Annotated in this window: 22 protein-coding genes; 10 read left to right on the top strand and 12 right to left on the bottom strand. The window is 37.5% G+C overall.

The genetic code is table 11. From position 1 onward, the window contains the following. Positions 1-100 precede the first annotated feature (100 nt). The 6 genes from HX062_RS04120 to HX062_RS04095 all read left to right on the top strand — a co-directional run bounded on the left by HX062_RS04120 (position 101) and on the right by HX062_RS04095 (position 5,879). On the top strand, positions 101-436 hold the full coding sequence (locus tag HX062_RS04120; RefSeq protein WP_182628344.1) for a PadR family transcriptional regulator: 336 nt from the start codon (positions 101-103) through the stop codon (positions 434-436). A 22-nt stretch (positions 437-458) separates the two neighbouring features. Further along, complete coding sequence (locus HX062_RS04115) at positions 459-1,112, top strand: hypothetical protein (RefSeq protein ID WP_182628343.1); 654 nt, start codon at positions 459-461, stop codon at positions 1,110-1,112. A 68-nt stretch (positions 1,113-1,180) separates the two neighbouring features. After that, positions 1,181-1,822 carry a hypothetical protein gene (locus HX062_RS04110; protein ID WP_182628342.1) on the top strand — a complete coding sequence of 214 codons (642 nt, stop codon included), beginning with the start codon at positions 1,181-1,183 and terminating at the stop codon, positions 1,820-1,822. A 17-nt stretch (positions 1,823-1,839) separates the two neighbouring features. After that, a complete protein-coding gene (locus tag HX062_RS04105; RefSeq protein ID WP_286466508.1) occupies positions 1,840-2,511 on the top strand; it encodes a hypothetical protein in 672 nt (223 codons plus the stop codon). Between the two features lie 11 nt (positions 2,512-2,522). Further along, complete coding sequence (locus tag HX062_RS04100) at positions 2,523-3,242, top strand: hypothetical protein (RefSeq protein WP_286466507.1); 720 nt, start codon at positions 2,523-2,525, stop codon at positions 3,240-3,242. Between the two features lie 150 nt (positions 3,243-3,392). Next, positions 3,393-5,879, top strand: a complete 2,487-nt coding sequence (locus HX062_RS04095; protein ID WP_286466506.1) for a DUF5686 and carboxypeptidase regulatory-like domain-containing protein — start codon at positions 3,393-3,395, stop codon at positions 5,877-5,879. Positions 5,880-5,987: 108 nt separating this feature from the next. On the opposite strand, the gene pheS is transcribed toward HX062_RS04095, so the two are convergent. Together pheS and HX062_RS04085 are read right to left on the bottom strand one after the other, a co-directional pair. Continuing rightward, complete coding sequence (gene pheS / locus HX062_RS04090) at positions 5,988-7,004, bottom strand: phenylalanine--tRNA ligase subunit alpha (protein ID WP_182628338.1); 1,017 nt, start codon at positions 7,002-7,004, stop codon at positions 5,988-5,990. 83 nt (positions 7,005-7,087) lie between these two features. Further along, entirely contained in the window at positions 7,088-7,444 is a 357-nt protein-coding gene (locus tag HX062_RS04085; protein ID WP_182628337.1) for a hypothetical protein, read from the bottom strand. Between the two features lie 95 nt (positions 7,445-7,539). Here HX062_RS04085 and HX062_RS04080 point away from each other — a divergent pair, with 95 nt between their 5' ends. Next, positions 7,540-8,079 carry a CvpA family protein gene (locus tag HX062_RS04080; RefSeq protein ID WP_182628336.1) on the top strand — a complete coding sequence of 180 codons (540 nt, stop codon included), beginning with the start codon at positions 7,540-7,542 and terminating at the stop codon, positions 8,077-8,079. Here HX062_RS04080 and HX062_RS04075 read toward each other — a convergent pair. The 8 genes from HX062_RS04075 to HX062_RS04040 form a co-directional block, all read right to left on the bottom strand. After that, entirely contained in the window at positions 8,076-8,837 is a 762-nt protein-coding gene (locus HX062_RS04075; RefSeq protein ID WP_286466505.1) for a tetratricopeptide repeat protein, read from the bottom strand. The two genes, HX062_RS04080 and HX062_RS04075, sit on opposite strands and share 4 nt — an antisense overlap. Beyond that, positions 8,837-10,600, bottom strand: coding sequence for a BatD family protein (locus HX062_RS04070; protein WP_182628334.1), 1,764 nt, complete (start codon positions 10,598-10,600; stop codon positions 8,837-8,839). The genes HX062_RS04075 and HX062_RS04070 overlap by 1 nt, the downstream gene beginning before the upstream one ends. A gap of 10 nt (positions 10,601-10,610) precedes the next feature. Then, positions 10,611-11,513 (bottom strand): tetratricopeptide repeat protein, encoded by a 903-nt coding sequence (locus HX062_RS04065; protein ID WP_286466503.1) that lies wholly within the window; start codon positions 11,511-11,513, stop codon positions 10,611-10,613. Then, on the bottom strand, positions 11,500-12,531 hold the full coding sequence (locus tag HX062_RS04060; RefSeq protein WP_182628333.1) for a VWA domain-containing protein: 1,032 nt from the start codon (positions 12,529-12,531) through the stop codon (positions 11,500-11,502). The genes HX062_RS04065 and HX062_RS04060 overlap by 14 nt, the downstream gene beginning before the upstream one ends. Before the next feature lie 7 nt (positions 12,532-12,538). After that, the gene (locus tag HX062_RS04055) at positions 12,539-13,540 is read right to left on the bottom strand and encodes a vWA domain-containing protein (protein ID WP_286466501.1); all 1,002 of its coding nucleotides are present in this window, start codon (positions 13,538-13,540) and stop codon (positions 12,539-12,541) included. Positions 13,541-13,542: 2 nt separating this feature from the next. Continuing rightward, complete coding sequence (locus tag HX062_RS04050) at positions 13,543-15,174, bottom strand: BatD family protein (RefSeq protein WP_286466500.1); 1,632 nt, start codon at positions 15,172-15,174, stop codon at positions 13,543-13,545. Position 15,175: 1 nt separating this feature from the next. Then, a complete protein-coding gene (locus HX062_RS04045) occupies positions 15,176-16,039 on the bottom strand; it encodes a DUF58 domain-containing protein (RefSeq protein ID WP_182628330.1) in 864 nt (287 codons plus the stop codon). Positions 16,040-16,122: 83 nt separating this feature from the next. Next, on the bottom strand, positions 16,123-17,127 hold the full coding sequence (locus HX062_RS04040; RefSeq protein ID WP_182628329.1) for an AAA family ATPase: 1,005 nt from the start codon (positions 17,125-17,127) through the stop codon (positions 16,123-16,125). Positions 17,128-17,294: 167 nt separating this feature from the next. On the opposite strand from HX062_RS04040, the gene HX062_RS04035 reads away from it, so the two are divergent. The 3 genes from HX062_RS04035 to HX062_RS04025 are packed head-to-tail and all read left to right on the top strand — an operon-like array spanning position 17,295 to position 19,768. Continuing rightward, positions 17,295-18,443, top strand: a complete 1,149-nt coding sequence (locus tag HX062_RS04035; RefSeq protein ID WP_182628328.1) for a DUF5929 domain-containing protein — start codon at positions 17,295-17,297, stop codon at positions 18,441-18,443. Continuing rightward, the gene (locus HX062_RS04030; RefSeq protein ID WP_182628327.1) at positions 18,436-19,170 is read left to right on the top strand and encodes a metallophosphoesterase family protein; all 735 of its coding nucleotides are present in this window, start codon (positions 18,436-18,438) and stop codon (positions 19,168-19,170) included. The genes HX062_RS04035 and HX062_RS04030 overlap by 8 nt, the downstream gene beginning before the upstream one ends. 40 nt (positions 19,171-19,210) lie before the next feature. Continuing rightward, positions 19,211-19,768 (top strand): DUF3575 domain-containing protein, encoded by a 558-nt coding sequence (locus tag HX062_RS04025; protein WP_286466499.1) that lies wholly within the window; start codon positions 19,211-19,213, stop codon positions 19,766-19,768. Positions 19,769-19,835: 67 nt separating this feature from the next. Here HX062_RS04025 and amaB read toward each other — a convergent pair whose 3' ends face one another. Then, positions 19,836-21,383, bottom strand: coding sequence for an L-piperidine-6-carboxylate dehydrogenase (gene amaB, locus HX062_RS04020; protein ID WP_182628325.1), 1,548 nt, complete (start codon positions 21,381-21,383; stop codon positions 19,836-19,838). Positions 21,384-21,630: 247 nt separating this feature from the next. Then, entirely contained in the window at positions 21,631-22,152 is a 522-nt protein-coding gene (locus HX062_RS04015) for a 3-hydroxyanthranilate 3,4-dioxygenase (RefSeq protein WP_286466498.1), read from the bottom strand. Positions 22,153-22,167: the final 15 nt, after the last annotated feature.

The raw sequence follows: 22,167 nt of genomic DNA, 5'->3' as shown, positions 1-22,167 counted from the left end.
TAAAAGGAAGTTTTTAGAACTCAGATTAGCGAAAATTATTATACCTATAAGTTATAGGTATTAAAAAAGTACTATATTTGTATACCTAAGATTCTTATATATGGCAAAGCAACAACAATTATACAAGGGTAGCTTAAATACTATTATCATGAAGTTACTGGCTGAAAATGGCCGCATGTATGGCTATGAAATCACCCAAAAAGTAAAGGAAATTACCACAGGGGAGATGAGTTTAACCGAAGGAGCACTTTATCCAGCGCTACACAAGTTAGAGGCTGAAGGGTTTTTAGATGTAGATATGGAACGCGTCGATGGAAGGGTAAGAAAATACTATAAGCTAACCGAAAGTGGTGTTAAGGAAACGGATAATAAAATGGAAGAGTTAGAAAGTTTCATTCGCAATATGCAAAATATCGTAAACCTGAAATTGACCTAACTATTGAATAAATTACGGTATTATGGAACAAACAATAAAAATTTCCCTTGAACAAGTGCAGGATATTGAGAAGCGCTTACTGCAAAAATACAGGTTGCAACAGGATGACATTCGCAATGAAGTGCTCGATCACATCGCTTGTGAGATAGAAGAGCTAATGAATCAGGGAGAAACCTATGAAGAAGCAACCACACTTGTTTTTAGAACTTGGAATGTTCGATTGATAGCCAATGATAAAGGCGTATACAAGGGTATTCCCCATTTTATTTTAAATCAATTGAATAGGGAATACAATATAGTAGCGCTTCAATCTCTACTGATTGCTGGGATTTTATCTATTCCCTTGCTATTGGCAGTGTGGTATGTACAATTTAATCAGGTGGCTTTGATGAGTTGTTTGTTCATTGCGAATGCCTATGGTGTTTTTGTTATATATAAAGAATCAAAACAAGTACAAGATTATCGCTATGATTTTTTTAGAGGCAAAGCAAGGAACGTTTTGATGACGAGTGCTATGTTTATAACTGTGGAGACTGTTTTTTATCTTATCTGGAGGGACATGCAACAGCAGTTTACTTTTAGTTTTTTTGTTGTTTACTATATGATTTTCAACTCTTTTTTGTTCTATCGATTTAGAAAATACTGTAAATATCAAAAATACAAGGTAGTCAAATAACCAATACCTTGAACAAAAGACGGTAAAACGGTGTTTTGTACTATGTTTAATCTCTGAGTTTGTGTAAAATGAAAAAACTGAATATCAATCAAATAGAAGAAATAGATGCCTTTTTACTTCAAGTGTATCACTTAGAGTTCAAAGCATTTCGCGATGAGGTTGTGGACCATATCGCCTGTGAAATTGAGGACTACCTTGAGCAAGGGGTTGAGTACGCACAAGCAAAAAAGCAGGTGCTGAGAAAATGGCATTTTGAATTAAAACCTGTGCTGGGACAACAAGGTATTCCAACGTGTATTGTAAAGCAATTGTGTCGTAAAGATGCGGTATTTTACTTCTTTTTTGCTCTTTTGTTTTTGACTAGTTGGTTCCTTGGACATTTTCAGGTTATGGAATTAACCCCTAGCCCTTGGATTAGTTTTGGCTGTATCTTACTCGGATTTTTTATTCCCGTGGTGGTACAAAAGCGCTTTTTTAAGCAAAAGAGTTATGAAATGAAGTTCTACATGCACGCCTTAGGCAGTGTGATGTTGGTGAATATTATCTCGTTAACCGTTGCGATGTTTCACCTGAGAAAGGACGTTGCAGCAGATGTTTTATTGTCTCCGTATCATCTACTTGTTGTAGCTGTTCACTTGTTGATCTTGAATGTCTTTTTTGCTAGTCAAGTGATGCAACAGTATCGCCATGTGAACACTCAATCTATATAATCTAAATAGGAACACGAATGCAAACACTTACACCACATCAACTTCAACATATTGACCAATTTTTATTAGAACACTATCGCTTGTATTACATGGATATTCGCGCCGAAGTAGTCGATCATATTGCAGCAGATATAGAGAAAGAACTCCATAACGCAAAGCGCTATGATGAAGCTTTTGTCTTGGTGATTGCAAAATGGGATGAGTTGTTGAAACCTGCTTCTTTTTTCTTTAGAGGCATTCCGAAATTTATTGCTCAGCAGTGGAATAAAGAGCGGTTAACACGGGGAGCGAAAGCTTGTTTCTTTGGTGCGTTAACCACTTTAGGGATCGGTAGCTTTTTTTATCGTTTTATAGACTTAGATGCGGATATCGTATGGGGATTAGGGACACTACTTGCCCTTTATATAAGTATTGGAATATTTTATATATTCAATCGTAGTTTGATGAAAGATATTCCGTTGTACACCGCAACAGGTGCGTTCTTGCGAGTGGAATTTAAACGACTCGGATGGGTACAAAGCATATTTGTTATGCTGCCGCTACTCACTCAAATGAAATTCATTGCGAGCGGTGATTGGTTTTTTTACTTCTACATTTTCATCGGATTGGTGATGTTATTTTATATGATTCATTGGCGAATTGACTACAAAAAAGAAAAAATATACCAAATCAAATGGCAATTACTGTAAATAGAAAAACTATGGAGAGAAAAGTTACACTTCAAGAAATCGAAGAACTTCACCGCTTTGTCCGTCAACACTATGTTGAGTTTTACGATGTTGAGTTGGAATTGGTCGATCATTTAGCCAACGATATCGAAACGCAGTGGCAAAAGGATACTCAACTGTCTTTTGAACAGGCGCTTGAGGTTGCTTTTAAAAAGTTCGGCGTTTTTGGGTTTAGCGATGTGGTCGAGCAGAAAATAAAGCAGCTGACTAATGCCTATTACAAAAAAAGCTTTGCGCTGTTGAAGTCTTTTTTTACAGTTCCCAAAATTGTGGTTACCCTAGCTCTTTTTTTAGTGCTGTTCGCGCTAATAAAGCAGGTAAATGTCGATACGTATGAAAGTATACAATCGGGGTTGTTCTTTTTGGGTACTTCTTTCTTGTTCTATCAATTGTGGCACTTATACCGTCAAAAACAAGGTCGAAAAAAAAGAGGGGAAGCTTTGTGGTTGTTGCATTCAGTTTTGTATAATTTAGAAATTTGGCCCTATTATGTAATCACTTTTTGGGTCATTCGCTTTGCAATGCATCGATTTTCAGCACAAGACAATCCTGTATTCGCGACATCCTCTGTTGTTTTTTCATCTTTACTGCTGACCTTGACCGTCCTTTACCTCTATATTCTAAAAAGAGTTGTCGTTCCTCAAGTTGAGGCTGACTTATTAGAACAAAAGAAGAAAATAGTTGCGGAATAACAAGAGAAAACAGATAAATAAAATAGTTGAGCGACGGAAATAAGTCGCTTTTATTATATGGTAAATGATTGAAAATGAAAGATTTTCTTAAAGGAATGTAACATAAAAGCTAAGGTGACGTCTTATGTTGTATCAACCAACATCTACTACATGAAAAAAATAATCACCTTATTGGTGTGTTCCTTTTCTCTGTTTTCCTTTGCTCAAGTCAGGGGAACACTTGTTGATCAAGCAGGAATACCCATTAGTTATGCAACTGTTATTTTAGAGCAAACACAACAAGGAGTTATCAGTAACGACAAAGGAGAATATGAAATTTTGCCAAAATCAACGGGCAATGCTACTCTTGTCTTTCAGTTCTTAGGCTATAAAACCGAGAGAAAAAGCGTGCAATACGATGGACGTCCCTTGACGCTGAATATTGTGCTTCAAGAAGAAGAATTCCAATTGGACGATATTGTCATTAATGTAGGAAAAAATCCGGCAGATGAGATTATTCGTCGTGCGATTGCCAACAAAGCAAAAAATACACAGGGAGTCGCTTCTTTTACGGCCGACTTTTACTCTAAGGGTATGATTAAGAGCTTAAAAATACCCAAATTTGTCCAAGACAAAGTCTATGTTGGCCAAGACAAAGCTAACGGATTAGATTCCTTAGGCCAAGGGATTCTTTACTTGTCAGAAACTGTCTCCCAATTAAAATATCAAAAACCAAATCAGTTAAAAGAACACATAATTGCTTCTAAGGTTAGTGGAAACAACAACGGCTATAGTTTTAATACAGCCGATGAGTCGATGTACGATTTCTATGACAATCAATTTCGCGTCGCAGATTTTGATCTACAACTGATTTCTCCTTTGGCTAATCAAGCATTTTCTTTTTATCGATTTAATTTAGAGGCAACTTTCAAAGACAATGGCGTATTGATTAATAAAATCAAAGTAACTCCTAAAGTTAAGAATCAGCCTGTTTTCTACGGAGATATTTATATTGTCGATGATTCGGCGGCTTTATATGGAGTAGATCTTACAGTAACAGGGATTAGTTTACAACAACCCTTTCTCGAATCAATCACAATAAGTCAAAATTTCTTTTATAATCAGGCGAATAACACATGGGTCAAGCGTTCACAAACCTTGGATATATTAATTAGCTTATTTGGCTTTAAAGGACAAGGGGTGTTCTTGAGCGTATTCAACAACTACGATTTCGCGCCAAATTTTACTAGAGCGGATTTTGGTAAGGAAGTTTTATCCTTTGCCAAAGATGCCAATAAAAAGGAAGATGAGTTTTGGATCAATCATCGTTTGTACCCCTTAACGGCAGAAGAAGCGCAAGATTACCACTTTAAAGATAGCATACGTGAACGCAAGGAATCGCCAGCTTATAGAGATAGCCTTCGGGTAGTTTATAATAAATTTACGCTGACTTCTCCTCTTTTGGGATACAACTACAAAAGCAAAGAAGAGCGTTTTCGATTTGCTTACGATGGATTGATTAATTTAGAAACCATTGGTTTTAATACCGTTCAGGGCTTCTATATGGGTTCAGGTGTATCTGCTCAATTCTATGGGAAGGACAAGATATCGTATACGAGTGCTAAGGCTTCTTTTGATTATGGGTTCGCTTCTGAGCGTTTCCGCGCTTATGGTACGCTAAGTCATCGCTTGAATGATCTACATCAATCGTTGATGTATGTCAGAGGGGGAACTAAAATAAAACAGTTCCATCCGGATAATATCAGTGAGCAGTTTAATAGTCTATTCTCCTTGCTATTTAGAAAAAACTTCGCCAAGTATTACAACAACGAAGAGGTCTATGTCGGCTATAACGGAAAATTCTTCGATCAAGCAGTATCACTTGGCACAGAGTTGGGATATGAACAGCGAAAGCCGTTGTTTAACAATGCCAATGGATCTTTTTATACCGGAAGTAGGGCTTATACCTCCAACGATCCTACAGCGCCTTTAAATGCCTTAAGCGCTCCTATTGAATTGCATCACCTATATAAGTTTAAGCTAGGACTAACGATCAATTTGGGGATGAAATACGTGTCTTATCCAGACAAGCGTTGGTATATTCCCAATACCACTTATCCAAAAATTAATATTGGCTATGAAAAAGCATTTAGTGGCAACCTAAAAGGCTATAATTACGACTTAGTTGTGGCTGGAGTGAAGCAGGATCTTTCCTTCAGCAATAAGGGGGAGTTGTCCTATCACATAAAAGGAGGGCACTTCTTTGATGGAGATGATATTTCGTATGTGGATCGCAAACACTTTTCAGGGAATCAGACGCATTTAACTATTGAAAATGATCGCATGAGTTCTTTTAATTTGTTGCCATATTACAGCTTGAGTACGAATAAATCCTACGTGGAAACACATCTTGAGTATAACTTCAAGGGATTTATTATGAATCGTTTGCCTTTGCTTAAATGGACGGGATGGAATGTAGTGGCAGGTTATCACAATGCTACAACATCAGACATGAAAGCTTACCAAGAGTTTACCGTTGGATTGTCCAATATCGGTATTCGCAGCATGAAAGGGTTTCGAGTAGATTATGTACGCGCCTATCAAGGTAGTGCATTCTTCAAGGATGGCTTACTGTTTGGATTTAAAAAAGACTTTTAAAAGTCGTTTGATATATTGGGGGGGGAGACCTGAATTTAGTTTATTTTACATACTTCCCAAAAAAAGCCCGATACACTGTATCGGGCTTTTGTATTGTATAAAATGCGATTAAAAGTTTGATTTGAATTGCTCTAAGAAGCGCACATCATTTTCGTAGAACATGCGAATATCGCTGATTTGGTATAATAACATAGCAATACGCTCGATTCCCATCCCAAAAGCAAATCCACTGTATTCATTTGCATCGATGTTACAGTTGGTTAAAACGTTTGGATCAACCATTCCACATCCCATGATTTCTAGCCAACCCGTTCCTTTTGTAATTCGATAGTCTACTTCTGTTTTTAACCCCCAATAGATATCTACTTCTGCACTTGGCTCCGTAAACGGGAAATAAGAAGGACGCAAGCGAATCTTTGATTTTCCAAACATCTCTTTTGTAAAGTACAATAAGGTTTGTTTTAGATCAGCAAAAGACACATCTTTATCAATGTACAATCCTTCTACTTGATGGAAAATACAGTGAGAGCGAGATGAAATATCCTCATTTCTAAATACGCGTCCAGGAGAAATTGTTCGCAATGGCGGTTTGTGATCCTCCATATAGCGCGCTTGCACTGATGAAGTGTGAGTACGCAATAAGTGTTGAGGATTCGACTGAACAAAGAAGGAATCTTGCATATCACGCGCTGGGTGATAGTCAGGAAAGTTCAATGCAGAGAAGTTATGCCAATCGTCTTCAATTTCTGGACCTTCAGAAATAGTAAAACCTATGCTGTTAAAAATGTCAACAATCTGATTCTTCACAAGGGAAATTGGGTGTCTTGATCCAATTAGTGTCGGATAACCAGGACGAGTTAAATCGCCATATAATCCTTGTACATTCTTAGATTCTAATTCCTCTTGGATGGTTTTTACTTTAGTTTCAATGGCGCTTTTTAGTGTATTAATCGCCTGACCGAATTCCTTTTTTTGCTCGTTAGGAACGGTTTTGAAGTAGGCAAATAATTCATTTAAAATTCCCTTTTTTGAAAGGAATTTAATTCTAAAAGCTTCTAGTTGTTCTTTGTTATCAGTATGGAAATGTTCTGCCTCACCGATGTATTCTTTTATTTTATCTATCATTTTAAGTAAAGTAAAAGGCAAATTTACTGCTTTTCATTTAGACATAAAATTTAAAGCATGCTAAATTTTTATTTATGCGTATTTTAATCAATATATTTTAACTCTAAGAAGTACTGAACGATGGCCTCCTTCATCAGTACACTTTGTTCCCCTGCGCGAAGTGCAGGTAATTGTTCTTTCACGTTGTAATGAGGCCAACCATCGTCGTCATAGTGATCGAATTCATAATATCCATAGGGTTCAAGTAGGCGACATATTGCGATATGCATTAAATTAACTTTTTCGTCTTTTTTATATCGTTTTTTAATTTTACCTAATTCCTGAACTCCAATAAGATAGATGATTGATTCTAAGTCGAGGACTTCGCCATCGCCAAAGCGAGTAGATATTTTTTGTACCACATCTTCCCATCGCTTTTTTAATTGTTCATCTCTTGCCATATTGTTGTTTGTTTGAGTAAACAAAGATACAATTTCCTAATGATGCAGTTTTATAGAAAAAATAATAATTTAGTGAACTATTAAATGTGGATGATATGCTATTAGATATTTTAGTTGTTTTAGCCCTGGCTTTTGGTGTGTTTAAAGGAGTACAAAAGGGTTTTTTTGTGTCCGTTGTTGCTTTTTTATCGCTTTTGATAGGGACGATAGGGGCTTTAAAGTTTTCCAATGTAGTGAAAGATTTTTTACAGCAACAATGGGGCTGGGAATCTAGTTTTTTACCTGTCTTTTCTTTTGTGATCGCTTTTATCCTCGCAATTTTAGTAGTTCGGTTAGCGGCGCAAATTGCAACTAAAGTTTTTGAGGCCGCTTTTTTAGGCTTGTTCAATCGCTTGCTGGGAGCAATTTTTCAGCTATTCGTCGTTATTCTAGTGATGAGCCTACTCTATGCACTCGTTGATCAGATCAATAGTTTTTTTATTCTCGTATCGCCTGAAACCTTGAATCAAGCAAAAAGTTATCAAATCTACTTGTTTGTTTCTGAGCATATTTTTCCTAGTTTATTCCAAATGGTTGCCTATTTATTTGAAAAAAGCGTAGATGTTTTGCAAACACCTACGCCTGAGTCTATTTAAATTTCGCGAATAGCTTCTTTGTCTATCCAACCCGTTTCTTGATTTTCTAAGCGAACCTTAATCCATAGCCCTTTGCGATCCAGCATATAGACTTTGGTTCCTTTGTGGAGTTCTCTGACTGTTGTTGAGGTAGTTTTAGCGTCTTCTTTTAGCGCTGTTTTGGCTGAATATACAAGGCCTATTTCGGCGTTTTTTGTATAATTCGTTTCAAAAACAGCAGCGTATATACTCGAAATACCCACTATAACACTTAGCAACATAGCAACGAATAGGATGCGCTTACTCCTGCTGTTGTGTGTCTTGTAATACACGATAAAGAACAGCAATAACGCTATACTACTCAACGTCGCTATAATGGCCCAACCATCAACGGATAGTTTGCCCAACGTCTGATGGGCGATATCTTTTTTGTCGTATTCTTCAATGATAGTGATATCGTCTTCTAAGTGCTCTTTCGCAAAATTGAGGTTTGTCTTGGCTTCTTGCATATTAGGTGCCAATTGTAAGGCCTTTTCATAGTAATAGATCGCGTCGACATAAGCTCCCGATTTATAATAGGCATTGGCGAGATTATAGTACAACTCTGGCGAGTTTTCATATGAATTCGCTAGGGTCAAGTATCCTTCAATGGCTTCTTTAAAGTGTTCCTTTTGAAAAGTTTCATTCACTTTGTCAAAAGCTTTTTGCCAATCCGTTGTTTGTGCATAGGTGCCTAGGCCAAACAAAGCAAATACAAGATATAAAGTTAACTTTTTCATTAGGACTTAAATTGTTTTTCCAATTGATCAATTACATCAATTGCCGTTTCGTAATCTTTTGCAATATTCACTTGTTCTGTTGGGGTGTAACGCGCCCATTCACAAGCGTTTTTAAGGCTCATAAACGACTGAATAGCCTCTGGTGTAATGGCTTTTTCCTGCAAAATTTCCGTAATGTTATCATTGCTCATTTCGCTGGTCTCCATTTTTAATTTGGCCTTCAAGAAGTTGTGTAAACAACGCTCTAACGCTTCATAGAACAACGCCTTGTCATTCAGGTGTTTCTTCGCTTCACCTAAGTATTTCTTCGCTAAGCGATTATTTCTTCTCAATCGGTTTCCCTCTACGTCATTTGCTCGGGCAGCACCTATGCGACTACTCAGAACAAATAGCGGAATTGCCACTAGGGGTGCACACAAGAAGAAATAAAATAATGAGGTGTTCCAATACGTCGTTTTTTCTTGCTCTACAAAAGTCAATGCCGTTTTGTTTTTTTGGAAAAACTCCTGATCATCCGAGCTATCTACACCAGCTATTTCTTTGTGCGTGGGTAGAGTAGGTCCTTCCAGCACATTGATTTTTATCGTGTCTGTTTTGATCGTTTTATATTGTTTTGACGCTAAATCAAAGTATGAAAACTCCATCGGTTCGATGTTGTATTCGCCTTTATATTGCGGTATAATCGTGTATTTGTTGGTGCGATTTCCCTGTAACCCCAAGGCGGTTGGCGTTAGTTTTTCCGAATATTGGGGATCGTATACTTCTAAAGCAGAATGAGCAAGTGGGGTAGGAAGGGTAAGGAGATTTAAATTTCCTTTACCTGATACGGCCACTGTTAGGTATAATGGTTCACCTGCTTTGAGCTCTTGAGTTGAGGGCGTTACTTTAAGTGAAAAATCACCCACCCCACCTGAGAAATTAGCAGGTCTGTCCTTTTGTGGTAAATCTTGCGCATCAATGGTGATGGCTTGGGTAGTGTAGTCTTTTTCAATTAAACCGTATTCAGGAAAGCCAAAGAAATCTCTGCGACCCGTAGGCACTTCAACTTGTACTGTTAATGACAAAGGCTTGATGACCTGTTTTCCCACTTCTTGAGCCATGATAATATCTTGCTTCAAGACTACATAGTTATAAAGCTCCCCTTTGTATTTTCCTTGTTTCAATTCTGGGCGTTGTGGCATGTCCACACTATAGGTCCAGAACTTGTCATAGGTCGGAATTTCATTCCCCCTATAACCGCCAACTGAAGTATTAAAATACAGCTTATAGACAATGGTAATCGGTTCGTTGATAAAAGGTTTTGATTTGGATACTTCAGCAACCAAGTGAACCTTGTCCAATGATCCTTGTTGCACTTGACTCATGCGTTGACGTGGATCTTGTCGCTCTACTGCATCAGTTACCGTTATTGTAATCGGAGTTGTTGTTATCGTTTCCCCTTCAATTTGAATGCTCGCTTTGCCAATGGTGAATTTTCCTTTCTTCTTAGGCTGTAACAAATAGGAATATGATTTTTTAAACGATTTCTTTCCATTAATCCAAGAATAACTCACCGAACTACTAGGACCACCAACCACAGTAAACGCATCAAAAGACGGTGGAGCAAAGTTATCACCATCACTATTCATGGTGAATTCAATCTGAACCACATCATTTAAAGGCACTTGTTCTTTGTTCACACTCGCTTCGAAGTTCACTTGAGCCGTTAACGATTGGGTGAAGAGGACACCAATTAATACAATATAAAAGTATAATGTTCTCATAATATCAAGCTTACCAGTCTTTTTTGCGTTGTGAAGATACTCCTTGTGCCTCCGCTTTTTTGTCGCCTTTTTTATTCTTGTCGATTAATCGTTGTTGAACAGCCTGCTCATCGCGATTCACAGCATCTAAAATTCGCTCCATCTGCTCCTTACTCTGTTGCTGTTGAGGTGTAGGCTTTTGTTGTTGATCCTTATTCTCTTTATTGTCTCCTTGATCTTTGTTCTCATCTTGCTGATCATCTCCTTTGTTGTCTTTATTTTGATCCTGGTTTTGATCTTTATTTTGCTGATCTTGGTTATCCTTGTTGTCTTGGTTATCCTTGTTGTCTTGATTATCCTTATTGTCTTGATTATCCTTATTGTCTTGGTTATCCTTGTTGTCTTGATTATCCTTGTTGTCTTGATTATCCTTGTTGTCTTGATTATCCTGATTTTGGTCGTTTTGAGGATTTTCTTCATTTAATTTTTTAGCCACGGCATAATTATAGCGTGTTTCATCATCTTTTGGATTGTTTCTCAAGGCGTTTTTAAAGGCTTCTTCTGCTGCTTTATAATTCTTTTCAGCCATATAGGCATTGCCTAAATTGTGATAGGCGCTGTGTCTTGCCTCTTTTGTTGTGGCTTCTTTACTGGCTCTGCTATAGGCAGAGATCGCTTCTTTATACTGCTTTTGACGAAGTAAACTATTACCTAAATTATAGGTTGCTGTTTGCTTTTTTTCACTCTTAGAAGAAGCAATGCGATAGGCAGCTTCCGATTGATTGTACTGCTTGTGCTCATAGGATTCATTACCTACGGTTAAAGCACGACCTGCAGATTGACCAAATGAGGGCAAACTAGCAAAAAATAGAAATAGGAAAGTAAGAGATATATTTTTCATTTTGTACAAGCTATAAACATTATTCTTTTTCATTGAAGAGATTTAACTTCTTCATCCAACTCGTTTTACGTTCAAGAATAAATAAATCAATTAGAATTAATAGAAAGGCCAAGGCTAAAAACCATTGAAATTGCGATTGAAATTCTGCAATTTGTTGGGATTCGAAATCTGTTTTCTCAATTTTATTGAGTTCATTGGTTATTAGGTCTACGATTTCTTGTGTGTTTGATCCGTAAAAATACTTTCCACCCGTTGCATCAGCAATGTGTTTTAGGGTAGAAGGATCTAATTTGGTAATGACAATTTCATTGTCCCAATCTCGTTTATATTCGATTCCTTTGGCTGTGCGGATCGGAATTGGTCCTCCTTTTTCCGTTCCTACCCCAATAGTGATAATTTTAATGTTTTTGTCTTTGGCAATTTGAATTGCAGCATCGATATTCTCGCCGTGATCTTCTCCATCGGAAATCAGGATCATCACTTTGCTGGTTCGCGGGTTGTCAAAGTAGTTACTAGCCACGTGAATTGCATCCTCTAATGCGGTTCCTTGAGAGGAAACCATGTCCGTATTCATGGATTGTAGATACATTTTAGCGGCATAGTGATCTGTTGTAATGGGAAGCATGGGAAAAGCGCTTCCTGCATAGCCAACAATACCAATTCGATCGGGGCCTAAGCTATTGATAATTTGCGAAGTCAATTGCTTCATCTTCGCCAAGCGATCAGGTGCCATATCTTGTGCCAACATACTTTTAGATACGTCTAGGGTAAATACAATATCAACCCCTTGTCGTTTTACCGTAACAACACGCGTGCCTATTTTAGGATTAACTAATCCTATTACTAGGCATATGAGTGCGGCAAAGTATAAACAGGCTTTGAGTATAGGTTTGTTCGCAGATCTATTTGGCGCTAGTATTTGCAAGGCCTTAGTCGTTGCAAATGTTTTTTGCACTTTCTTCTTCCACAGTATTTCCCATACAATGAGCAATGCAATAGCGGCAATTGCAATTAGTAATAGAAAATATTTTTTGTCATCTAATTCCCACATAATGCTGTTAAATAAATCCTCTAAAAAGGGTTTTACCTAGAATAAAATCTAATGCCAGTAAAATAAAAGCTAGAAGGGCAAATAATCGGAATTTCTCCTCTGTGTTTACGTACTTCTGCTCGTCAATTTTGGTCTTTTCTAGTTGATTGATTTCCTCGTATATTTTTTTAAGACTTTCAGTATTGGTTGCTCTAAAATATTGACCACCCGTTTCTTTAGCGATCGTCTTCATTAGTGCTTCATCGAGTTCAACAGGGATTTTTTCATAAATGATTTCGCCATTTGGACGAATACCCACAGGCGATTCCGCCAATCCGTTTGTTCCTATACCAATGGTGTATATTTTAATTTTAAATTCTTTCGCAATCTGCGTGGCCATAAGAGGATCCACGGTTCCTGTATTGTTGACACCATCTGTTAATAGAATGATTACTTTACTTTTGGCAGGACTGGTTTTAATGCGGTTTATAGCCGTTGTTAACCCAACTCCAATGGCAGTTCCATCTCGTAAATCATCCGAATACTTTATATCTCTCAATGAATTTAACAATAGGGTTTTGTCACTGGTTACGGGTGTCTTTGTGTAAGCCTCCGCTGCGTAGATCACAATGCCAATACGATCCGCTACGCGCTGAGCTACGAAGTCTCCAGCAACGTGTTTTAGGGCTTCTAATCGGTTAGGCTTTAAATCTTTCGCCAACATACTTCCGGAAATATCCATGGCCATAACAATGTCAATCCCATGTGTTGCATGTATTTGATGGTCAACACTAATGACTTGTGGTCGAGCTAAAGCAACAATTAGGGCACTTAATGCCAGTGTTCTCAATACAATAGACAAAGGCAATAAGCGAACTAAAAAAGTCGAATGCCCCAGAAAAGGAGCCGTTGAACTTAACTTTAGTGTTGGCTTTTGTTTCTTTTTGTTTCTATACCAAATGAAAATAACAAGAGGTAAAAGTAGAAACAACCAAAAGAATTCAGGGTTTAAAAAGGTTGCGTTTCTCATAGTTACTTATCTTGTTTGTATTGCATGGAATCAAATACCTTCTCGCTAATTGCATCTGCATATTGATCCTCTGTTTTGTGGAAAATCCACAGTTGATTCAGTACGGTTTTACTTTCATGCGTCAATACACTTTCAAAAGTAATCTTTTGGTCTTTTCCTTTCTCCGACTTGAGCAATAAGCTTCCTTTTGCCTTTAATCCTGTTAATCCAGAGGCATTTTCGAATTTTTCATGGGTAATTTCGATGCCATCTACCGTATGGTTTTTAATGATTAACTTGAGTGAGTGATCCATGATTTCTTCTTCAGAATATTTGAAGTCTTTTCCAGTTTGAATAGTACTCAAGGTAATAAAGATAGGATCACCTAGGTCACCTCCTTTGAATTGTTGAATGCTTTCAATACCGTCAATTCCACTATCGCCAACCGTTGGGTCATTTTTACGAATCAATACTTCTGGAGTGCTTACGGTTAAACCAACACCACTTCCATAGGTACTAGTAATCCATTCTTGGTTTAATAAACGCTTACTTGAGTTGAACGTGAATACGTTTAGGTTTCGCTCACTCGTACTATTTACAAGGTAAACAATACCAATAACCAACATCAATGCTCCGGAAAGCATAAGGGGAATCCCCAAACGCAGTCTTTTTCTCTTTCTTTTACGCTCTTCTCTTAATCGAATGCGCTCCGTTTGTGTGGCTGCAGAAATAGGATAAGCAGCATTGATCTCGTTGATGATTTTTTGCGTATTTGACGTGTCTGCTACAATTTCATTGTCTGCAGGTTGTGATTTTGCGAACTTTACTAAATCCGCTGTATCTAAAACGCGTTTAAATTCTTTTATAATTTTTGGATCAATTTTAATATCCTTGTCGCGCAAGGTATTTTTTAAAATTGAAATTGTTTCAAAAGTCGTTAACTCACGAGCAGAGATATCAAAAGTGTCTTCGATAAAAGCACGCGCAATATCCGTCATCTCAGAGTAATAAGGTTTAGCATTCCCTCGGGTCCAGTTCTGTTTTTCTTCTAATTCTTTTAACTTGGTCACCGCTTTTTCAAATGGCGTACTGTATTTATCGTCTTCTGTTAGGTTTTTGTCCTGTCTTTTCTTGATGAAGATATAGGCTATTACTCCTATAATAATGGATAAAATTAAAAAGGCCAAGTAGTACCAATTTGTAGAAGGTGCAGCGCCATTTTTGGAAATCGTTTTGATGTCGTATAGCGGTGTTTTTAAGGTGTCAACCGCTACATTTTGTACTTCTATGCGAATAGAGTCTGTTTGAAACAGTTTTGCATCTATAATTACAGGGAGTTGAGGAATAGTAAAACTACCCTCATCAAATTGCGTCAATTCATATCTTTTGGTCAAGGTTACTACATCATCTTTTGCAACGGTATCAACGGGATATGAGTCTAAGATCTCTAATGGACCGAGTGTTTTCGTTTCGGGAAATAACACCTTGCTGTGCTTTGATGCCATTGCTCGAATGGTATATTGTATAGGCTCTCCAATTTTGATACTTGTTGTGTCAACTTTTGCTTCAAGCGGTGACTGAGCGAACATCAACGATGGAGATAACAAAAGAATAAGGACGCTTAAAAGATTGTATGTTGTTTTATTCAGTGTCATTTTATCTAGCTTTGAAATACCCTAATAATTTTTTTACATAACTCTCATCAACACGCATGTTGATTACACCAGCACCACATTTTAAGAAGGTTTTCTTGAATTGATCCTCTTGCTTGAGGAAATGAGCCGTATACTGTTGTCTCACCTCTTTGCTGCCTGTATTAATCATCTGTTCTTGTTTGCTCTCTGCATCATACACATTGATTAACCCAACATTAGGGAGTTCTTTTTCTCGTTCATCATACAAGCGAATGCCTGTAATGTCGTGTTTCTTGGCTGATATTTTTAAGGTGCTCTCGTAAGGAGGCGTAATAAAATCAGACAAGACAAAAACAATGGCTTTTTTCTTGATTACTTTAGACAGATACGACAAGGCCATGGCAAGATCGGTCTGTTGACTCTTGGGTTTGAACTCAATGAGTTCTCTAATAATGCGCAAAACATGCGTTTTTCCTTTTTTAGGAGGAACGAATAATTCAATTTGATCCGAAAACAGAATAAGGCCAATCTTATCGTTATTTTGGGTTGCCGAAAAAGCCAATGTTGCAGCTATTTCTGTGATTATTTCTTGTTTGAACGTATCTGTTGAACCAAAATTTCCCGATCCGCTGATATCCACTAAAAGCATGAGTGTCAGTTCTCGTTCTTCTTCAAAAACTTTGATATAAGGCTCGTTATAGCGCGCAGTAACATTCCAATCGATGGCGCGAACATCGTCGCCAAATTGATACTGTCGCACTTCAGAAAAAGTCATACCACGTCCCTTAAAGGAAGTGTGGTACTCCCCAGAAAAAATATGATCACTTAAACGCTTGGTTTTGATCTCAATCTTTTTTACCTTTTTTAAAATCTCTTTGGTTTCCATTGTAAAAGAATTATTCAAAAATAATTAGTGCCCAAAAGGGAATAATCCCTCCATAATAGGGATCGACTGACAGTGGAAATCCACTATGGCACTTCTATTTCGTTTACAATTTGATTGATGATATCTACAGAGGTAATACTTTCTGCTTCTGCTTCGTAAGTCACCCCAATACGGTGGCGCAATACGTCAATAACTACGGCGCGAACATCTTCGGGAATCACATAACCTCTGCGTTTGATAAATGCATAGCACTTCGCTGCAGTAGCTAAGTTGATACTTCCACGTGGAGATGCACCAAAACTGATCAATGGTTTTAGTTTCTCCAATTTGAATTGTTCTGGGTATCGCGTTGCAAAAATAATATCGAGTATATATTTTTCGATTTTTTCATCCATATATACCTTTTTCACTGCATCTTGCGCGCGCTTAATCTGATCCAAAGTAACTACGGGATGAATCGTTTGTCTTTCTCCAGCTAAGTTTTGGCGAATTACAAGGCGTTCTTCCTCCAACTTTGGATAATCAATAACCGTTTTTAGCATGAAACGGTCCATTTGAGCCTCCGGTAATGGGTAGGTTCCCTCTTGTTCTACGGGGTTTTGTGTGGCCATAACCAAGAACGGTTTGTCCAAGGGATACGTCGTATCACTAATGGTCACTTGTTTTTCCTGCATCGCCTCTAAAAGCGCAGATTGTACTTTTGCTGGAGCACGGTTGATCTCATCCGCTAAGATGAAATTCGCGAAAATTGGACCTTTTCGAATGGAAAAGTCGTTTTCTTTTACGTTGTAAATCATCGTACCTATGACATCGGCAGGGAGTAAATCTGGCGTAAACTGAATTCGATTAAACGATCCATCTACTGCCTTAGATAAAGTGTTTATCGCGAGTGTTTTAGCTAACCCTGGTACACCTTCAAGTAAAATGTGTCCTTGTCCTAGTAATCCAATTAGTAATCGATCAATCATGTGCTTTTGACCTACAATCGCTTTGTTCATCTCCATCGTCAAGATGTCAATAAAGGCACTTTCTCTTTCTATTAGTTCATTTAATTCTCGAATATCGTAATTTGATCCGGGTGTTTCCATAATAAAAGTTTTGTCTGAAAATATCGCTCATTTAATTATTCATGCAAATTCAAAAAATATTCGCTACAAAGTTGTTAATAGATGGTTAAATCTAAAGTGGGTGTTCCATATTTGGGCATGATTTATGGGTTTCTTTTTATAATTTTAAGAACAAAAAATAATTTGCTATGATTAATAAGCGATTACTTATTAAAAACCTATTAGCCCAATATGATGAGAATAGTTTCTATGATAAGAAACGGCAGCTAAATTTACATACCAAATCGGGGAAAGCAAAATTTTTGAAGCATATTTGTGCTTTATCTAACTCAAATCCCGAAAATAATTCTTTTATTATCGTTGGTGTGGAAGATAATGCCAATGAATTGGTTGGAGTTGATTTTTATGATGATAGCAAAATTCAAAACTTAGTCAATGCGTATTTTGCCAATCCACCGAGTATTACCTACGACAATGTGACATTTACTGATTTGGCGGAGGACAAGGTAATTGGCTTAGTGACAATATCGCCAAATGCAGCGCTAACGACCTTCAAGCGAAGTATAGGAGAAATTGTAGAAGGCACGTATTTCTCGCGCGTTGGCAGTACTTCAGTACCTAATGACGTACTTATTTACAACGGCAATAAGAGCGATGTGGAGAGTATTGAAAAAAGCTCCCAAAATAATTTAAAAGACGTTCTCGACAGTGTGGTGCGCTATATGATGCAGTCATCTAAAGAAATGCATGCCAATTACAAAGTGTTTAAAGAGCAATTTGTAATCTGTTGGGTAGGCAAAAAAACAACTATTCGTGGGATTCCTTTTTACTCGCGTATGGATATTGAATTTGTCAATGAGCAAATTAAACTGTTTTACTCCTCTTTAGATGTAGTAACCCTATTTTACGACACCGAATCCTTTGTGCTAACAGAGTATCTCAATTTGGGGTTAAACGACGGCACGAGTTATTATCCATTCGAGGAGGTGCGCTTGGTTTTTTACGACAATGGCAGCTATGATATGGAGAGTAAAATGCTCTTTGAACCGCCGAAGTACAATGAAAATATTCTAGGACATATCTACCGAAATAGTGTCAAAGTAATGAATAAATTAAAGCAAGGCGAGCGATTAACCAATAAAGAGGAACGCGTTTTGAACAAATTGTGTTACAATATGATGCTCTGTTACCTCAATGGTTTCGAGCAAGCGAAGGAGCAGCTAATTGAGGTTAAAGATTATTTAAAGTTCGCGAATGACCCCGAGTTGTTTATCGGCTTTAAACAAGTTATGCGTATCTTGCGAAAGCTTAAATACGAAACAGAATCTTATGAGTAGAACATTGGTTGTTGGTGATATACACGGGGGTTATAAAGGGTTAATCCAACTTTTTGAGCGAGCTAACGTAACAACAGCGGACCAGTTAATTTTTTTAGGTGATTATGTAGATGGATGGTCTGAACCCGATAAAGTAGTCGATTTTTTGCTTCAGTTAGAGCAAACGCATAGCTGTATTTTTTTAAGGGGAAATCACGAGAGTTTACTGACCCAATGGATGCTGACTAGACAGGAGAATCCTCAGTGGTTTAAAAATGGAGGAGATTCGTCTGTAAAAGCATATAAGCAACTTACAGCGGAAAAATTGGAACTCCACCTGGCTTTTTTTCAGCGCCTTCAAAATTATTATATCGACCAGGAAAATCGCTTGTTTGTCCATGCTGGTTTTACCAACCCTAGAGGAATAGAAGCTGAGTTTTTTGAAGAATACCTCTACTGGGATCGCACCTTGTGGGAAATGGTCATGGCCATGGATCCCAACCTAGATAAAGATCATCCACTATACCCTAGGCGATTGCAATTTCACAACGAAATTTTTATCGGTCATACCCCAGTTACGCATTTTGGGTTTGATGTACCTGTTAATTTCGCTAACGTATGGAATATAGACACTGGCGCTGCTTTCTTTGGTAAAATCAGCCTTATGGATGTAGACACCAAAGCCTATTGGCAAAGTGATCGCCTCGCAGATTTATATCCAATGGAGGAAGGACGAAATCACAAATAGGGTAAAATATTATATATTTGCAAGTAAAAGTTTAGAACAAATGAAAAAAATAGTCGCAATTGCTTTTTTAATCGGTGGAATACTCGGTGCAAAAGCACAAGCTGTGAATGAAGTAAAGATCAATATTCTTAATACGATTGTTGTCCCTTCTGTAGAAGTGGGATATGAACATTTTATTGATCTCAATCAGTCAATAGGTGTAGACGTCCACTTTATGGATCGCTTTTCTTATTACCACGAAAGCAAAGCTAAGGATCAAAAGTTCAATACGACAAGTGTAGCCTTGAATTATAAATATTACTTTGGCGGGAATAATGGAGCCAATGGAAGTGGATATTCCGTTTCTCCTTTTTTAAAGTACCGCTTTGGTAATTTTAAAGAAGATAAGTATATAGCGGAGTTGGATGATGTTCGTCGTGTAAAAACAGATATGAACAGCTTTATTGTGGGAATCGGAGTAGGATACAAATGGACAATGGGTGATTCTTTTGCAATTGAGCCTTTTGCAAATATTGCTAGAAACTTTAGTAGCGAAGTTAACGATCGTTTTTCTGCTATTGAATTCAATGCAGGTGTGATGATTGGGTATCGCTTTTAAGCAGATCAAAGAAAATATATAAAAAAAAGACGTCAATTTGACGTCTTTTTTTTGTAGCTATATTAGATTAAAAATCAAATTTAATGCCTTGAGCTAATGGAAGTTGACTTCCGTAGTTAATTGTATTGGTTTGTCTTCTCATGTAAGCTTTCCAAGCATCAGATCCAGACTCACGTCCTCCACCTGTTTCTTTTTCACCTCCAAAAGCTCCACCAATTTCAGCACCTGAAGTACCAATATTAACGTTAGCAATTCCACAATCAGAACCTGCATGAGAAAGGAATAATTCCATTTCGCGCATGCTGTTTGTAAAGATTGAAGAAGACAGTCCTTGAGGCACGCCATTTTGCATGTCAATTGCTTCTTCGATTGTGCTGTATTTCATTACGTATAAAATAGGAGCAAATGTCTCTGCTTGAACGATATCAAATTCATTTTTCGCTTCAATAATACACGGTTTTACATAACAACCACTCTCATATCCAGCTCCTTCTACTACACCACCTTCTACGATGATTTTTCCACCTTCTTTTTTAGCTTGCTCAATTGCGTTTAAGTAATCTTGAACAGCTCCTTTATCGATAAGTGGACCTACGTGATTTGTAGCGTCTAATGGGTTTCCAATTTTCAATTGAGCGTATGCGCTTTGCAATACTTGGATTGTTTTATCGTATACACTTTCGTGTATAATTAAACGACGAGTAGACGTACAACGTTGTCCTGCAGTACCAACTGCTCCGAATACAGCTCCAACTAATACCATGTTGATGTCTGCATGTTCAGAAACGATGATTGCGTTGTTTCCTCCTAATTCTAAGATCGTATTCCCGAAACGCTCAGCCACTGTTTTAGATACGTGACGTCCAATGCGCGTTGATCCTGTGAAAGATACTAATGGAATTCTGTGGTCGTTATTCATTAAATCTCCACATTCATTTCCAATTACTAAGTTACAAACTCCTTCTTGTATATCGTTTGCTTTGAACACTTTAGCAATGATGTTTTGACAAGCCACGGCACATAAAGGTGTTTTTGAACTTGGTTTCCATACACATACATCTCCACAAACCCAAGCAATCATTGTATTCCAGCTCCATACAGCCACAGGGAAGTTGAAAGCAGAAATAATACCTACAATTCCAATTGGATGCCATTGCTCATACATTCTGTGCATTGGTCTTTCAGAGTGCATTGTTAAACCGTATAATTGACGTGATAATCCCACTGCGAAATCACAGATATCGATCATTTCTTGAACCTCACCTAAACCTTCTTGTAAACTTTTACCCATTTCATAAGAAACAAGTTTTCCAAGGTGTTCTTTATTGTTGCGTAATTCTTCTCCGATTTGACGAACGATTTCTCCTCTTTTCGGTGCAGGAACTAATTTCCAAGATTTATAAGCCTCTTGTGCTGTTTGCATTACTTTTTCGTAATCTTCTGCCGTTGTAGCCTTTACTTTTCCTATTAATTCACCAGTTGCAGGCGAGTATGATTCGATAATTCTTCCGTTAGAAAATGAGTTTAAACCTGTTGAAGTTCCGTTGTTTACCTCTTCAAGTCCTAAATGCTTCATCGCATCCAAAATTCCAAATTGGTCATTTGTTGTTGCCATTATTCTTCTTTTATAGTTTATAAGATAGTTCTTCGCTAAGATATAAAAATAATTTTAGCAAAGAGGTGTTAATAAAAACACTTCATTTTGCTATATTATTAAGTTGTTGACAAATATTTGAAATAAATGCAACTTTTATTTTGTGCTAATTGTGAAAATCTAATTAGGTTGTTAGTTTAAGGGAAAAGATTCGCTTACCAAAAAAAAAGCGACTGTTTTTTTGTCGTTTTTACGAGGGATATAGCCCCTATGAAACGGGGTCCATTACACAGGCGCAATGGGCGCATGTGCGCAGTTCTACTGAACTGTAAAACGCTTTAAAATGTGGTAAAAAATCTTTTTCTATATCGGTCAATTCAAAGTATACTTCGTATAATTTCTCGTTGCAGTTTTCACAATACCAAATCAAGCCATCTTTTGCATGAGGATCTTTGCGTTTGGTCTCTACAACTAAACCTACGGAATTAGCTGTTCGAATGGGAGAATGAGGCATTTTGGCTGGCAATAAAAAAATGTCACCCGGATTTAAGGTAATGCGCTTTCTCTCTCCATCTTCTTGAATGTCAATATAGATCGTTCCTTCCAGTTGAAAGAAAAATTCCTCATTCTCATTGTAGTGGAAATCTTTTCGGTTGTTAGGTCCTCCAACCACCATGATGATATAGTCTTTGGCATCGACAAAGAGACTTTTATTGGATACAGGTGGTTTCAGTAGGTCTTTATTTTCGCTGACCCACTGTAAAAGATTAAAGGCTACGGCATTACTCATAGGATAAAAATGCGT

Origin of the sequence: Myroides sp. DF42-4-2 (assembly GCF_030326445.1) — a bacterium.
Classification (GTDB): Bacteria; Bacteroidota; Bacteroidia; order Flavobacteriales; family Flavobacteriaceae; genus Flavobacterium.
This window is presented reverse-complemented; position numbering and strand designations above follow the sequence as displayed.